The sequence below is a fragment of the Gilliamella sp. ESL0254 genome, from assembly GCF_013344985.1.
In the GTDB taxonomy this organism is placed as follows: domain Bacteria; phylum Pseudomonadota; class Gammaproteobacteria; order Enterobacterales; family Orbaceae; genus Gilliamella; species Gilliamella bombicola.
Genome location: NZ_JAAEDU010000001.1, coordinates 617,916 through 632,517, shown reverse-complemented (window position 1 = coordinate 632,517; position 14,602 = coordinate 617,916). Strand labels below are relative to the sequence as shown.

The 14,602-nt window shown below is 35.7% G+C and carries 11 protein-coding genes and 1 pseudogene; 5 read left to right on the top strand and 7 right to left on the bottom strand.

Going from position 1 to position 14,602, the window contains the following annotated elements:
• Positions 1–3: 3 nt before the first annotated feature.
• The 6 genes and pseudogenes from serC to GYX25_RS02905 all read right to left on the bottom strand — a co-directional run bounded on the left by serC (position 4) and on the right by GYX25_RS02905 (position 7,731).
• Positions 4–1,089 (bottom strand): 3-phosphoserine/phosphohydroxythreonine transaminase, encoded by a 1,086-nt coding sequence (gene serC, locus GYX25_RS02930; protein WP_091346765.1) that lies wholly within the window; start codon positions 1,087–1,089, stop codon positions 4–6.
• 160 nt (positions 1,090–1,249) lie between these two features.
• A complete protein-coding gene (gene argH / locus GYX25_RS02925) occupies positions 1,250–2,623 on the bottom strand; it encodes an argininosuccinate lyase (RefSeq protein ID WP_091346763.1) in 1,374 nt (457 codons plus the stop codon).
• 214 nt (positions 2,624–2,837) lie between these two features.
• Positions 2,838–4,055 (bottom strand): annotated as a pseudogene (locus tag GYX25_RS02920) (argininosuccinate synthase); the annotation flags it as partial.
• 104 nt (positions 4,056–4,159) lie between these two features.
• Positions 4,160–4,939 carry an acetylglutamate kinase gene (gene argB / locus GYX25_RS02915; RefSeq protein ID WP_174786666.1) on the bottom strand — a complete coding sequence of 260 codons (780 nt, stop codon included), beginning with the start codon at positions 4,937–4,939 and terminating at the stop codon, positions 4,160–4,162.
• A 78-nt stretch (positions 4,940–5,017) separates the two neighbouring features.
• Positions 5,018–6,028 (bottom strand): N-acetyl-gamma-glutamyl-phosphate reductase, encoded by a 1,011-nt coding sequence (gene argC / locus GYX25_RS02910; protein WP_174786665.1) that lies wholly within the window; start codon positions 6,026–6,028, stop codon positions 5,018–5,020.
• 239 nt (positions 6,029–6,267) lie between these two features.
• Positions 6,268–7,731 carry an aminoacyl-histidine dipeptidase gene (locus GYX25_RS02905; RefSeq protein ID WP_174786664.1) on the bottom strand — a complete coding sequence of 488 codons (1,464 nt, stop codon included), beginning with the start codon at positions 7,729–7,731 and terminating at the stop codon, positions 6,268–6,270.
• Between the two features lie 146 nt (positions 7,732–7,877).
• Here GYX25_RS02905 and gpt point away from each other — a divergent pair, with 146 nt between their 5' ends.
• The 5 genes from gpt to proA all read left to right on the top strand — a co-directional run bounded on the left by gpt (position 7,878) and on the right by proA (position 12,997).
• The gene (gene gpt, locus GYX25_RS02900) at positions 7,878–8,414 is read left to right on the top strand and encodes a xanthine phosphoribosyltransferase (RefSeq protein WP_091346754.1); all 537 of its coding nucleotides are present in this window, start codon (positions 7,878–7,880) and stop codon (positions 8,412–8,414) included.
• Positions 8,415–8,437: 23 nt separating this feature from the next.
• Positions 8,438–9,694, top strand: a complete 1,257-nt coding sequence (locus GYX25_RS02895; protein WP_174786663.1) for an alpha/beta hydrolase — start codon at positions 8,438–8,440, stop codon at positions 9,692–9,694.
• Positions 9,695–9,721: 27 nt separating this feature from the next.
• Positions 9,722–10,834, top strand: a complete 1,113-nt coding sequence (gene proB / locus GYX25_RS02890; protein WP_174786662.1) for a glutamate 5-kinase — start codon at positions 9,722–9,724, stop codon at positions 10,832–10,834.
• A gap of 367 nt (positions 10,835–11,201) precedes the next feature.
• Entirely contained in the window at positions 11,202–11,732 is a 531-nt protein-coding gene (locus GYX25_RS02885) for a hypothetical protein (protein ID WP_091346749.1), read from the top strand.
• 11 nt (positions 11,733–11,743) lie between these two features.
• On the top strand, positions 11,744–12,997 hold the full coding sequence (gene proA, locus GYX25_RS02880) for a glutamate-5-semialdehyde dehydrogenase (RefSeq protein ID WP_174786661.1): 1,254 nt from the start codon (positions 11,744–11,746) through the stop codon (positions 12,995–12,997).
• Between the two features lie 59 nt (positions 12,998–13,056).
• Here the strand turns inward: proA and trhP are convergent, their stop codons facing one another.
• Positions 13,057–14,400 (bottom strand): prephenate-dependent tRNA uridine(34) hydroxylase TrhP, encoded by a 1,344-nt coding sequence (gene trhP / locus GYX25_RS02875; RefSeq protein ID WP_091346746.1) that lies wholly within the window; start codon positions 14,398–14,400, stop codon positions 13,057–13,059.
• Positions 14,401–14,602: the final 202 nt, after the last annotated feature.

Genomic DNA, 14,602 nt, shown 5'->3' with positions numbered 1-14,602 from the left:
AATTTAACCATTTTGTTTTTCAAATTGCCGCATAAAGTCAATCAAATAATTCACTCCTTCTTGATCCATCGCATTATAAATGGATGCACGCATTCCACCTGCAATACGATGACCTTTGATTCCAATAATGTTAGCTTGAGTTGCTTCGCTTACAAATTTTTTATCTAGTTCTTCATTTGGGGATAAAAAAGTGACATTCATAATTGATCGATTCGCTGTTGCGACAGTATTTCGATAAAAATCGGATTGATCGATAAATTGGTATAGTAATTGCGCTTTGGCTTGGTTTCGTTGCTGCATTGCTTTTAGTCCACCAAGGCTTTTTATCCATTTAAATACTAAGCCTGACATATACCATGCAAATGTAGGTGGCGTGTTAAACATGGAATCGTTGTCCAATAAAATTTTGTAATCTAATACTGATGGTAGGATTTTTTGCGCATAACCAATAAGATCTTCACGCACAATAACAATGGTAATGCCTGATGGACCAATATTTTTTTGTGCACCAGCATAAATAATACCATATCGGCTTACATCAATAGGTTGTGATAATATGCATGATGATAAGTCAGCAACCACGGTTTTATTGTCAAAGTTGGGCTCTTCAAAGATTTGAATCCCGTCAATTGTTTCATTTGGGCAATAGTGTACATAGGCGGCATTATCATTTAATTGCCATTCTGACATAGGTTTAATAGCTGTTAGTCCATTTTGTTTGATAACAACATTTTGTTCATTAATTTGGCAATATTTGCTAGCTTCTTTGGCTGCGCATTGGCTCCAATAACCGCTGTTGATATAGTCTGCACTAGTTCTCTTACCTAAGATGTTCAATGGAACTGCGGCAAATTGTGCTCTGGCACCACCTTGGCAATAAAGGATTTTATAATTATTAGGGATGTTTAAAATTGCACGCAGGTCGTTAGAGGCTTCAATAGCACATGCATCAAAATCTTTACCTCTATGGCTTAATTCCATAACTGATGCGCCTGTATTACGCCAATTTAATAATTCAGTTTGAACTTGCTTTAACACATCAGCAGGCAATTTTGCAGGACCTGCACTAAAGTTATAACTTTTATTCATTACGATTCACTTTGATCCATTCAAAAAAGGATTCTATTTTTACACTGTATGGACAGATATACAATCAGATTTTTTGTAAAAAAGTTTCAGGAAACTATATGTTTTAGCATAAAAATACCGGCGAATGCCGGCATGGTTGTAATTAGATTGATATAGGTGATTATGAAAGTTGTTGCTTGGCAACTTCAATCGCTGATTTTACCTGCTGTGGTGCAACGCCGCCTTTAGCACAGCGTTTAGCTAAGCATGATTCTAACGATAATATTGGATAGACATCATTATTGATCACGGGGCTGAATTTTTGTAGTTCTGCAAGCGAGAGTTCTTCGAGTGCTTTTTGCTTTGCTATCGCATCAACAACGGCTTCGCCAACAATGTGATGAGCTTCGCGGAATGGTATGCCTTTGGCAACTAAATAATCAGCAAGTTCGGTTGCATTTGAATAACCTTGTTTAGCGGCTTCTTGGCAGCTTTTATAGTTGATTTTGATATCTTCTAACACTAGTGTGGCCATATCTAAACATTCTTGCCAAGTGTCGAGCGCATCAAATAGGTGTTCTTTGTCTTCTTGTAGATCTTTATTATAAGCAAGAGGTAAACCTTTGATAGTCATGAGTGTTCCCATTAGAGCACCAGTAACCCGCCCTACTTTGCCGCGAATCAGTTCTAATGCATCGGGATTCTTTTTTTGTGGCATGAGTGAAGAACCTGACGTAACGCGATCTGATAACTCAACAAAGTTGGCTTCGCCACTGTTGAAAATAATAAGATCTTCAGCAAAACGCGATAGATGTACCATGCCTATTGAGGCGTTATTTAATAATTCAACAATATGATCACGATCGGACACCGAATCTAAACTATTATTAGTTGCTCGAGCAAACCCTAACCAATGCGCCAATTGCTCACGATCCATTGGATAGGCGGTTCCGGCTAATGCTCCTGAGCCTAATGGGCTAACGTCTAAGCGTTTTAATGTATCTTGTAAGCGACTGACATCACGGCTAAGCATTTCAAAATAAGCTAAGCACCAGTGAGCAAAAGTAATTGGTTGAGCACGTTGCAAGTGGGTGTAACCGGGCATAATCGCATTTTGATGCTGTTCGGCAGTTATAACCAGAGATTGTCGCAAGTGATTAATCGTACTAATTAAATAAGGAATCTGATCTTTACACCATAGTTTTAAATCGGTCGTTGATTGGTCGTTACGGCTTCGGCCTGTATGTAATTTTTTACCTAAATCGCCAATTTTTTCGATCAGTTTTTGTTCAACCCAACTATGTATATCTTCGGCATCACTTTGTAAAATCTGTTTAGGATCTTGTTGAACCGAAATCAGTAATTCATTTAAGGCTTTTTCTAATTTTTTTTGTTCATCATAAGATATAACGTTAACCGTCACCAATGCTTTTGACCAAGCAATTGAACCCATGATATCTTGCTCTGCAAGACGATAGTCAAAGCGTAATGAATCATTAAAATGCTTAAATCGTTGATCTGCCGCTTGACTAAAACGTCCTCCCCATAATGCCATAATTACCTCAATATTATCTTCAATAATTGCTTAAATAATTTAAATTTTATCAAGAATAAAAATAATATATACAGGGTTTAACCTGTATATATTTATTATTATCACTTTTTTATTTGCGCATTAGCGTTTACTTTTTCGTTTTTGTTGCTGATTTTTTAGCTGCTGTTTTTGTGTTAGTAGCGGATTTAGCTGTTTTAGCTTTTTTTGCAGGTTGTTTTTGCTTTTCTTCATTTAATGCACGTATACGTGATGATAACGAGAATAGACGAATAAACCCACCAGCATGGCTATGATCATAAACTTCATCTTCACCAAATGTGGCAAACTCTTCGCTGTATAAGCTATTTGGTGATTGCTTTTGTACCGCAGTCGCATTACCTTTATAAAGTTTAACCACTACTTCGCCTGTCATATCTTGCGCTAAAACTTCGGCTGCAGCTTGAATTGATCGACGATATGGAGCAAACCAGCGTCCATCGTAAACAACGTATGCCATTTCTAAACCAAGTTGTTCGCGCCATTTAAAGCTGTCACGATCTAAGATTAATTGTTCTAAACCGCGTAATGCTGTCATCATGATTGTGCCGCCAGGCGTTTCATAACAACCCCGTGATTTAATGCCAACTAGGCGATTTTCAATAATATCAACTCTCCCAACACCATGTTTTGCACCAATTTTATTTAATGTTGCAACACAGTTGTAAGGCGATAATTTTTTACCATTGACTGAAATCACTTCACCTTTTTCAATGCCAATGGTCACTAATTCTGGTTTGTCTGGCGCTTCTTCTGGCGAAACAGTCCAAGCCCAGCAATCAGCATTAGCTTGGTTCCATGTGCTTTCTAACACGCCGCCTTCTGTTGAGATATGCCATGCATTTTCGTCACGACTATAAATTTTTTCAACGGTTGCAGTAGTTGGAATTTTACGGACTTTTAAATAATCAATTAATGCTTCACGTGAACGTAGATCCCATTCACGCCAAGGTGCAATCACTTTAAGTTGTGGCGCGAGTGCGGTATAAGTGGTTTCAAAACGTACTTGGTCATTACCTTTACCCGTTGCACCATGGCATAATGTATCAGCGCCAACCTCTAGCGCATATTCCACTTGTGCTTTAGCAATAATTGGACGAGCCATCGAGGTACCAAGATAATAAGTACCTTCGTATAAAGCCCCTGTTTTTAAGACGGGATATACATAGTCTTTAACAAACTCTTCTCGTAAATCAACAACTTTACAAGCAACTGCACCCGATGCTTTGGCTTTTTTTTCTACATCTTTTAATTCTTTTGGATCTTGACCTACATTAGCAACGAATGCATAAACTTCACACCCGCCATAATTTTCTTTTAACCAAGGAATAATCGCCGATGTATCCAAACCGCCTGAATAAGCCAATACAACCTTTTTTGTTCCACTTTTTTTCATGCTACACCCTTTCTAAATTAACTTACGGTAAAAAATGAGTTAGAGACCTTTACTTTAAATTGTTAAATATAGCTAACCAGTTTAATATAATATCAGCTTAATATTTAAGCAATAATTCTTGTGCCTGTTGTACCTGATTGGCCGTTAAATAATTGAATCAGTTGGTCAGACTCTTTCCAACTAGCAATTGCAATCGGTCGTCCTAAGGCTTTGGCAGCTTCAAAAGCGGAATTGACTTTTACGACCATACCCTCTGTAATAATACCTTTGGCAATCAGCTGATCGGCTTGTGATTGCGTTAGTGATTCAATGCGTTGCTTGTTTTCATCAAGTACGCCAACCACATCAGATAGCAATATCAAGTCAGCATTTAAGGTTTTAGCTAGCGCGACCGCAGCATGATCCGCATTGACATTCATCATTTGCCCTTCTTCAGTGATACCAATCGAGCTGACAATGGGTAAGTAACCGGCATTAACAAGTAGGTTTATTAATGTAGGATCGCCGGTTTTGGCTTCGCCAACATAACCAAGATCTTCCGAAATTTGTTTGACTTCTACACTATTACCATCAGCTAAGCAGAGTCCCACACTGGCTATTTGCTGTTTTTTAGCTTCTGATAATAAAGTGGTATTGGCACTGCCAGCAAGGCTACCGACAATAACGTCGATTTGGTCAGCAGGGGTGACTCGTAGTCCATTTCGACGTACCACAGGTAAAGAGAGTCTATCCATTAATGAATCGACCACTGTACCACCACCATGCACAATAATTAATGACCGCTGAAAATTCTTTTTATATTCACGAATAACAACAAATAACTTACTTAGGGCATCTTTGTTATCAAGTAATACGCCACCAAGTTTTATAATTAATGGTTTCATTTTAGTTTCCTATGAATTTAACCTACTGCTAATTTGTTCAAATTTTTGTACAGAATTTAAATATAATTTCATCCATTTTTATAATAATGATGTGGTTTCATCAAATCCATATCGAATGTTCATACACTGCACTGCTTGTGCTGCTGCGCCTTTTAATAAGTTGTCTTCAACAGAAATTAATATTAAATGGCGATCTTTTAATACAAAGCCAATATCGCAATAAGGCAAACCAATGACAGATTTTAATGCCGGCCAATCTTTTTGATAGACTCTGATTAAAGGTTTATTTTGGTAATATTTATTTAAAGCCGTAAGAATATCTTTTGATGTTACGCCCTCTTTTACTCGGCAAGTTATTGTGGCATGAATACCTTGTTTAAAGCTGCCTAAATGAGGTGTAAAGATCACTTCTTGACCTAAATGTGTCGCAATTTCGGGTTGGTGACGATGATTGAATAACCCATAAGCATGTAAGCTCACTTCGCAAAATATATTATTATGCGAAGGTTTTCGCCCTGCACCACTCACACCACTGACGGCATTAATGACAGGCCATTGTGAATTGTCTAGTAGTTCTTCTTTAATTAATGGTTTAAGAGGTAATTGCGAAGCGGTAGGATAACACCCTGGTACTGCAATAAGTTGAGCACTTTTGATCTGTTCACTATTCCATTCAGCTAAGCCATAAACAGCCTTGTCTAACCATTTTGGATGTTGGTGGGTAAAGCCATAATAATCAGTATAAAAAGTGGTGGAATTGACTCTAAACGCACCAGATAAATCAAAAACGGTACAACCATATTCTAAGAAATAAGGGGCGATATTATGACTAACGGCATGTTCAGTAGCTAAAAAAACGATATCGACATCATTAATATAAGCCGAATAATCCGCAGTGGCTATAAGTGGTAAATCAACAACACCTTTTAACTGGGGATGTAAATCGTAATCAGAAATAAGCTTACCACCATCTTGGCTGTTTTCTGATACTGTTAAAGCAATAAGTTCTATATGCGGATGCTTATGTAAATAATAAGCTAATTTCGCACCAGCATAACCACTTGCTCCTACAATAATGGCCTTTAACATACCTATCCTTATCTATTTTTTATACAATAATTTGTATATAGTAGGTTATTTATAAGGCTATTACAAGTGCCAAAATGAATTTTTATTCACTTTTTATGAATTTAATTTCATTTTGTTTTTTTTGGGGATTTTTTCTTACTATTTTAAGTGAATCTAATTTATGATTTTATTTTCTTGAGTAAATACAAGCAAAAAACTTTAAATACCTACCGATAAAGATCGGCAGGCAACGCGGTAGATTATTTTAAAAGACTTGCTGATTTTAATATCGCTACTAATAATTCCCAATAACGATAAACACTTTGGATATTGACCTTTTCATCTGGAGAATGTGGCGAAACAATCGTTGGCCCAATTGAAATCATATCCATATGTGGATAACTTTGCTTAAATAGACCGCATTCAAGCCCAGCATGAATCACCATTATTTTCGCTTGCTGAGAAAAAATTTCGTGATATTTATCTTTGGCCAGTTTTAGTAATTGTGAATCTAAATTAGGTTCCCATCCTGAATAACCACCACTTATTTCATAATTGGCATTCACGAGTTGGCTAAGTGATATCAGTGTTGATACAACAGCATCCTTAGCACTATCGACTTGAGAGCGAATTAAAAAATGGGTATTAAATTGGTTATCTTCAATACTGACAATACCTAAATTAAGTGATGTTTCAACCACACCATGAAGCTGATCACTCATTCTAACCACACCATTAGGTGCTGTATTTAACCAATTAATGATCTTATCTTGATGTTCAGTGGTTAATATGCGTTTTACTTTATTGGATTCAACCTCTGATAATGTTATTTCAATAGCGGGTTCTACATGCCCTAACTCATTATGTAAAATAGTTTGATATTGCTTGATAATAGCCTCTAATTTAGGTAAATCCTGTTTGTTTAGCGTGATTTCAGCAAAGGCTTCTCTTGGAATAGCATTACGTAATGATCCACCTTTGATATCGGCTAATCTAAATGAGACATCTTGCGCATATTGCGCTAAAAAGCGAGCCATTAATTTTATTGCATTACCACGACCAAGGTGAATATCACAACCTGAATGGCCACCTTTTAACCCTTTAAGCGAAATGCTCATATAACAATCATGTTTTTCAGGTATTACTGCATAAGTAATAGAAAAAGTCGATGTAAAGTCAACACCACCAGCACATCCAGTAAATATTTCACCTTCGTCTTCAGAATCTGTGTTAATTAAATATTGGCTTTTTAGCCAATCTGGTTGTAAACCAAAGGCGCCATGCATACCCGTTTCTTCTGATACGGTTACCAATACTTCAATTGGTCCATGTTCAACTGCTGGATCAATTAAAACAGCAAGCGCAGAAGCAAGTCCGACTCCATTATCAGCACCCAATGTAGTACCTTTAGCTTTTACCCATTCACCATCAACATAAGCTTGTATTGGGTCGGTTAAAAAATTGTGACTAGTGCCTTCGTTTTTTTGTGGCACCATATCCATATGTGCCTGTAATGCAATCGACGGGCACGCTTCCATGCCTTTGGTCGCAGGCTTTGTTAATAAAATATTACCCACTTTATCAAGTTTGCAATCGATATGATGAGTATTGGCAAAATCGACAATATATTTGGTGATCATTTGTTCATGGTGAGATGGGTGGGGGATTTTACAAATATCATTAAAAATCTGCCAAACAAATTTAGGTGTTAAGGTAGAAAGCATAATATAACCTCAATTATTAAGTAAGTAATAAATTAATGAGTGGTTTTTTTTAACTAATCACTCTATAATAAGGTGCAATTTTACATCTATTTTTAATCCATTAATATTTATTTATTCTTACATCCGATTAAAATTGCAGGTTACACATGTCAACAGAACAAACTTTATTAACTGAACAAGAAATCCAAGCAAAAAAACAACACAAAGCAGAACTTATTGCTGAAAAGAAAAAATTCAATGTCACTTGGGAAATGTTACAATCCTACGGGCGCCAACTTTCAGAACGCTTATTACCTGCTAATCAATGGAAAGGTATTATTGCCGTTAGTCGTGGTGGATTAGTTCCGGCGGCTATCTTAGCGCGTGAATTAAGTATTCGTTATGTCGATACGGTTTGTATTTCAAGTTACGATCATGATCATCAACGAGAAAAACTAATATTAAAACAGGCCAATGGCGATGGTGAAGGCTTTATTGTCGTTGATGATTTAGTCGATACAGGTAACACCGCTCACACTATCCGCGAAATGTATCCAAAAGCACACTTTGTTACTATTTTTGCAAAACCTGCAGGTAAACCACTTGTTGATGATTATGTTGTCGATATCGCTCAAGATACCTGGATCGAACAACCTTGGGATACTGGAGTGATGTTCGTTAAACCAATTTGTGATCATAAATAATCAATAGGGAAATTAAAGTTGTTATGGCAACTACCGAAAATCTAACGGCACAGATATTCAAACCACAATTTGATTATCCTGAAACTTCAACACTCATAAATCGTATCGATAGTAGTGATGGCAGTAGTATTAGTGCGTTAGATGGTGAAATTGATTCAAGATGGTATCGTATTATTAATCCCATTTTGTGGCATTGGCGTGGTTTACCTAAATTAGAAGCTGAAGCGGTTTTATCAAAAATTGCCGCTTCAACTAGACATCATACAAATGATAACTGGTTAGACACCGTTGTTGGTTATCAATCTGGCAACTGGATTTATGAATTTTTAAACCAAGCAGCAATCTGGCAAGCTAAAGCAGAGTCGATTGATAAAACTAATCTTACCAATGAAGATAAAAACAATTTACTCAATTATTACCTTATTGCTAGTGAATTTTCAAGTATCGCCAGTTATCCTCATTTTAAAAATGATGAACTGGCAATGTATGCCCAAACTTGTGCTTATCAAGCTTATACAAAAGCGCTTAGTTTTTCCCCTCTTTTGATTAAAGAGCTTGAATTTAAGGTTGATAATCGTAGCGTCAAAGCAATTTTGCATCTACCAAAAACTGAAAAAGTTTGCCCTGTTGTGCTAATCTGTAATGCATTAGGTAATTTGCAAATCGATTACTATCGTTATTTTAGTGAGTTTTTAGCCCCACATGGATTTGCTATGTTAACTGTTGACTTACCGACAGTTGGGTATAGCCGTAACTTTGCTTTAACACAAAATAGTAGCCAAATTCATCAAGCTATATTAGAGCAATTATCCTCTGTGCCATGGGTTGATGATCATCGTGTTTTTGTTGCAGGCTTTCGTTTTGGTTCGCATATTGCTACACGTTTGGCCTATTTAATGCCAAATAAAATAAAAGGATTATTTAACTTCACTCCATTTGTTCACCAAATTTTTGTTGATAATGAGCTGCAAAAAAATCTACCTAATAGCTACAAAGATATGCTCGCAAGTCGCTTGGCATTACCTTCGATATCCAATCAGCAATTAGCGGCAGAACTGAAATACTTTTCACTAAAAAATCAAGGCCTTTTAACTCATGCTTGCCATGTGCCAGTAATGAATATCATATTTGAGGATGATAAGCTAAGTAATCTTTGTGAAGCAAAATTGATTCATTCAATTAAGCAAAATAAAGTAGTAACAGTGTCTAAAAAACAGTTACAAAAAAGTTTGCATCAAGCGTTTACTCAATCAGTAAAATGGATGGAGTCTATTTTATAATTCATGATTAAAAATAAGAGCAATGTTATGATCAATAAAAAACAACAAATTGTTGTTGTTAAATTAGGTACCAGTGTGTTAACTGCTGGCTCAAAACAACTCGATCGGGCACGAATAGTTGAGCTGATAAGACAATGTGCATGTTTACATCAAGATGGACATAAAATTATTATTGTTACTTCTGGCGCAATTGCAGCAGGTCGCGAATACTTAAACTTCCCTACTCTACCTAATACTGTTGCATCAAAACAATTGCTTGCATCGGTTGGCCAAAGTAAATTAATACAGCTTTGGGAACAACTGTTTTCTATCTATAAAATCTATATTGGCCAAATGTTACTTACCCGTGCCGACCTTGAAGATCGTGAACGATTTTTAAATGCGCAAGATGTGTTAAAAGCCATGTTGGATAATCATATCATTCCGGTCATTAACGAAAATGATGCTGTTGCAACCGCCGAAATAAAAGTTGGAGACAATGATAATTTATCAGCACTAGCAGCAATTTTAGCCGAAGCTGATAAGCTGATTTTATTAACCGACATTGAAGGACTTTATACAGCCGATCCAAGAGCAGATGTAAATGCCAAGTTAATTCATGAAGTAGATCACATTGATGATAAATTACTAAGCATTGCTGGTGATAGTGTTTCAGGGCTTGGCACTGGTGGTATGACAACGAAACTACAAGCAGCAAAAGTTGCTGGTAGTGCGGGTATTGAAGTTGTGATTGCGGCAGGAAACAGAGCCAATGTGATTATTGATATTATCAATAATCACCCTGTTGGTACACGATTTATTCCTCAAAAGACACCATTAGAACACCGAAAACACTGGTTATTTGGCGCACCTAAAGCAGGCAAAGTGTTATTAGATGATGGTGCTGTTAATGCGATTTTAAATAATGGCAGTTCGCTATTACCTAAAGGTATTATAAAAGTTGAAAAGGACTTTTCGCGCGGTGAAGTTATTGATATATGTGATAGCTTAGGCAAACATATTGCTCGAGGTGTTAGCCGTTATAACAGTGATGCTTTAAGACAAATTGCTGGGCATCATTCGCAAGAAATTTACAAAATTATAGGTTATGAATATGGTCCTGTTGCAGTTCATCGAGATGATATGATAATTAAACAATAAGGCAGTATTTTTTCTCATAACTTTATAGTTAATTTGGGCTTTCCCCGTAGTAAAAAATTAATCGGTCAAATATGGAATAAAAAGAATTTATTCATATTGTAATAAAATCGCTCGTAAAAAATTCACTTTAAAAAAACATTTAAATTTTAAAAAAAATGACGTAAAAAAGAAATTTTAAATAAATTACGTATGTGTTTTTAAAGTATAAATAAAAGCAAGACAATAAAAAAACTAATATTTTCCAATTCTCAAAAAATAAATCAACCTGATTATTTTATGATTTATAAATATACAAATTAACGTTAAAAATATTACAATTACGTTTAATAAAAAATACTATTATCAAAAAAAGTGGGAAAAAAGAAAATTGAGTATTGAAGTTAATAGTTATTCAAATAACTGGAAAAAAGAAAATCAAGACTTAGTATTTTATCAACGAAAATATATAAAAAATGGCCTTATTCTATTATCTATAGTTTTCGTTATTTTTTTATGCCTTGCTTTAACCTTAAAGCTGCCATTACAATTAGGTATAGCAATAATATTTATGATTATTTATTTATTGCTGCGCGGTTCGGAAAAATACATTATTTTGGGTCAAACCTATATAACAGTAGGAAAAAACAGTAAGTTAAGAATAATTGATTTATTATTTTTTGCGTTGTTTTTTATTGTCTATGCTTTGATGCGAAGCAATGAAAGTAATAAAATGAATTGCATCCTATTAAAAAATATTGAGTTTATCATTGAAGAAAATAATTTTTTAAGAATAGACTACAAACAAAATGCTTCTCATAAGCAAATTTTGATAGATTTAAATTATATGACTGATGATGATAAACAATCATTACTAAAAGAAATAAATAATATAAAACAATCAAATAGCAATATAAAATAGTGGTGATAAAAATGTTACAGCAAATGGGTAAAACAGCTAGACTTGCTTCATATCAACTAGCACAATGTCCTACCTCAATAAAAAATAACAGTTTGATGGTTATTGCTGATTTATTAGAACAGCATAGCGCAAGTATACTCATTGCAAATGAAAAGGACATCCAAGCGGCGAAAGAACAAGGTTTAAACGAAGCCATTTTAGATCGTCTACTCTTAACACCTGAGCGACTATCATCTATTGCCAATGATGTTCGAAAAGTCGTTTCATTAACTGATCCTATTGGTCAAATCATTGATGGTTCTACTTTAGAAAACGGCTTAAAGTTACACCGTCACAGGGTGCCACTTGGCGTTATTGGAGTGATTTACGAAGCTCGACCAAATGTTACAATTGATATTGCAGCTCTTTGTTTAAAAACAGGTAATGCAGCAATACTTCGTGGAGGTAAAGAAACAATCAATACTAATACGTCCATAATTTCTGTCATCCAAAAAGCGTTAAAACAAGTTGGTTTACCTCAAACAGCTGTTCAATGTATTAATAATCCTGATCGTAAATATATTCATGAGTTACTTAAACTCGATAAATATATTGATATGATTATCCCTCGAGGTGGTGCCTCTTTACATAAATTATGCCGTGAATATTCGACAATACCCGTCATTACAGGAGGTATTGGAGTCTGTCATATTTTTGTTGATGAAACTGCGGATTTTGATAATGCTCTACCAATTATTGTCAATGCCAAAACTCAGCGTCCAAGTACTTGTAATACGCTTGAAACGTTACTAGTCCATCGAAATATTGCGGAGAAGTTTTTACCAAAACTTTATCAGGTCATGGTAGATAATAACGTCGTATTACATACCGACCAAAACTGTTATGACATATTAAAAACGGGTAATGCAACTATCCTACCAGTAAAAAATGAAGAATTACGGCAAGAATGGTTATCAAAAGATTTAAACGTAATTATTGTTGATTCACTTGAACTGGCTGTAGAGCATATCCGCGAATATGGTACGGGTCATTCTGAATCAATTCTCACACGCAACTTACTTAATGCAGAACAATTCGTAAATCAAGTTGATGCAGCTGCAGTTTATGTCAATGCATCAACACGCTTTACTGATGGTGGGCAATTTGGTCTAGGTGCAGAAGTAGCTGTTAGCACTCAAAAATTACATGCCCGAGGCCCAATGGGTCTTGAAGCTTTAACCACATATAAGTGGATTGGTTATGGCGATGATTTAATTCGCCAATAACAAAATAAGATTTATAATAACTGTTCGGTTATCTCGAACAGTTATTATTGTCCAATTTACTAATCAAAATTACGCATTAATAATGCATAATTAAGATCTATATCTTCAGGTATTGGAATATAAACAATATGGCCATCACCTAGTCCTGCTGGAACGGGTTGCCCCTTTTTGTTTTCCATACGTTCAATAATGAAGTTTTGATTACCTTTGGGAGTCATCATTTCGACACTATCCCCAACAGAAAATTTATTCTTTACAATAACTTCAGCTAAGCCATTGAGTCGCTCACCGCTAAACTCGCCAACAAATTGTTGCCTTTCTGAAACCGAATGGCTATGTTCGTAATTTTGCATTTCTTCATGCTTATGACGGCGTAAAAATCCCTCGGTATAGCCTCGATGTGCAAGTGCATTAAGTTCTTGTAATAAACGAGGATCAAAAGGCTTACCTTCACTCGCAGCATCAATTGCTTGGCGATACACTTGCGCAGTTCTTGCACAATAATAAAAAGATTTGGTTCTTCCTTCAATTTTGAGCGAATGTACGCCAATTTTAGTTAAATCGTCGACTAACTCCACAGCTCTTAAATCTTTTGAGTTCATGATATATGTACCGTGTTCATCTTCAAAAGCTTGCATATATTCGCCTGGACGCCCTGACTCTTCAAGCATGAATACTTTATTGGTTGTTTGACCAATACCTAATGTTGGCTCAACTTGTTGCACTGGTATCGGTTCACATTTATGAACAATTTGCCCTACTTCGTCTTCTTTACCTTCAGCGACTTTATATTCCCAACGGCATGCGTTAGTGCATGTCCCCTGATTTGAGTCACGCTTATTGATATAACCTGAAAGCAAACAGCGCCCAGAATAAGCCATACATAGCGCACCGTGAATAAATACTTCTAATTCCATTTCGGGCACTTTTTCACGGATCTCAGCAATTTCATCCAGTGATAATTCACGTGATAATACCACGCGAGTTAATCCCATTTGATGCCAAAATTTTACCGTTGCCCAGTTAACTGCATTGGATTGTACCGATAAGTGAACTTCCATTTCAGGAAAATGTTCACGAACTAACATAATTAACCCCGGATCTGACATGATAAAGGCATCCGGTTTCATGTTTACAATAGGCTCTAAATCTCGAATAAAAGTTTTTAACTTAGAATTATGTGGTGCTATATTAACCACCACATAAAACTTTTTGCCTTGAGCATGAGCTTCGTTAATGCCGATTGCTAAATTTTCATGATTGAATTCATTATTACGAACCCGCAAACTATATCGGGGTTGGCCTGCGTAAACTGCATCTGCACCATATGCAAATGCATAGCGCATATTTTTTAAAGAACCCGCAGGAGAAAGTAATTCTGGTTTTGCATATAAATTTGTCATTAAAAATGCCTCTGATTTCAGGTCAGTATTACTAATTAGTAATAGATTAAGCAAAATAGGACGGGCATTTTACGCTTTAGCCTATCAGTTGGCAAATTAATTATATAATCAAGCTAGACAATATAAAGCATTACACTAATTACAAAGTTATTTTAGTAAAGAATGTGATTGAATTCACACCAGTTTGTAACTATGCCTAATT

Coding starts and splice junctions, on each gene's coding strand:
- argC (WP_174786665.1), bottom strand. CDS start 6,028: ATGTTAAAGGCCATTATTGTAGGAGCAAGTGGTTATGCTGGTGCGAAA.
- proB (WP_174786662.1), top strand. CDS start 9,722: ATGATCAATAAAAAACAACAAATTGTTGTTGTTAAATTAGGTACCAGT.
- trhP (WP_091346746.1), bottom strand. CDS start 14,400: ATGACAAATTTATATGCAAAACCAGAATTACTTTCTCCTGCGGGTTCT.
- gpt (WP_091346754.1), top strand. CDS start 7,878: ATGTCAACAGAACAAACTTTATTAACTGAACAAGAAATCCAAGCAAAA.
- argB (WP_174786666.1), bottom strand. CDS start 4,939: ATGAAACCATTAATTATAAAACTTGGTGGCGTATTACTTGATAACAAA.
- GYX25_RS02895 (WP_174786663.1), top strand. CDS start 8,438: ATGGCAACTACCGAAAATCTAACGGCACAGATATTCAAACCACAATTT.
- GYX25_RS02905 (WP_174786664.1), bottom strand. CDS start 7,731: ATGCTTTCTACCTTAACACCTAAATTTGTTTGGCAGATTTTTAATGAT.
- proA (WP_174786661.1), top strand. CDS start 11,744: ATGTTACAGCAAATGGGTAAAACAGCTAGACTTGCTTCATATCAACTA.
- argH (WP_091346763.1), bottom strand. CDS start 2,623: ATGGCATTATGGGGAGGACGTTTTAGTCAAGCGGCAGATCAACGATTT.
- serC (WP_091346765.1), bottom strand. CDS start 1,089: ATGAATAAAAGTTATAACTTTAGTGCAGGTCCTGCAAAATTGCCTGCT.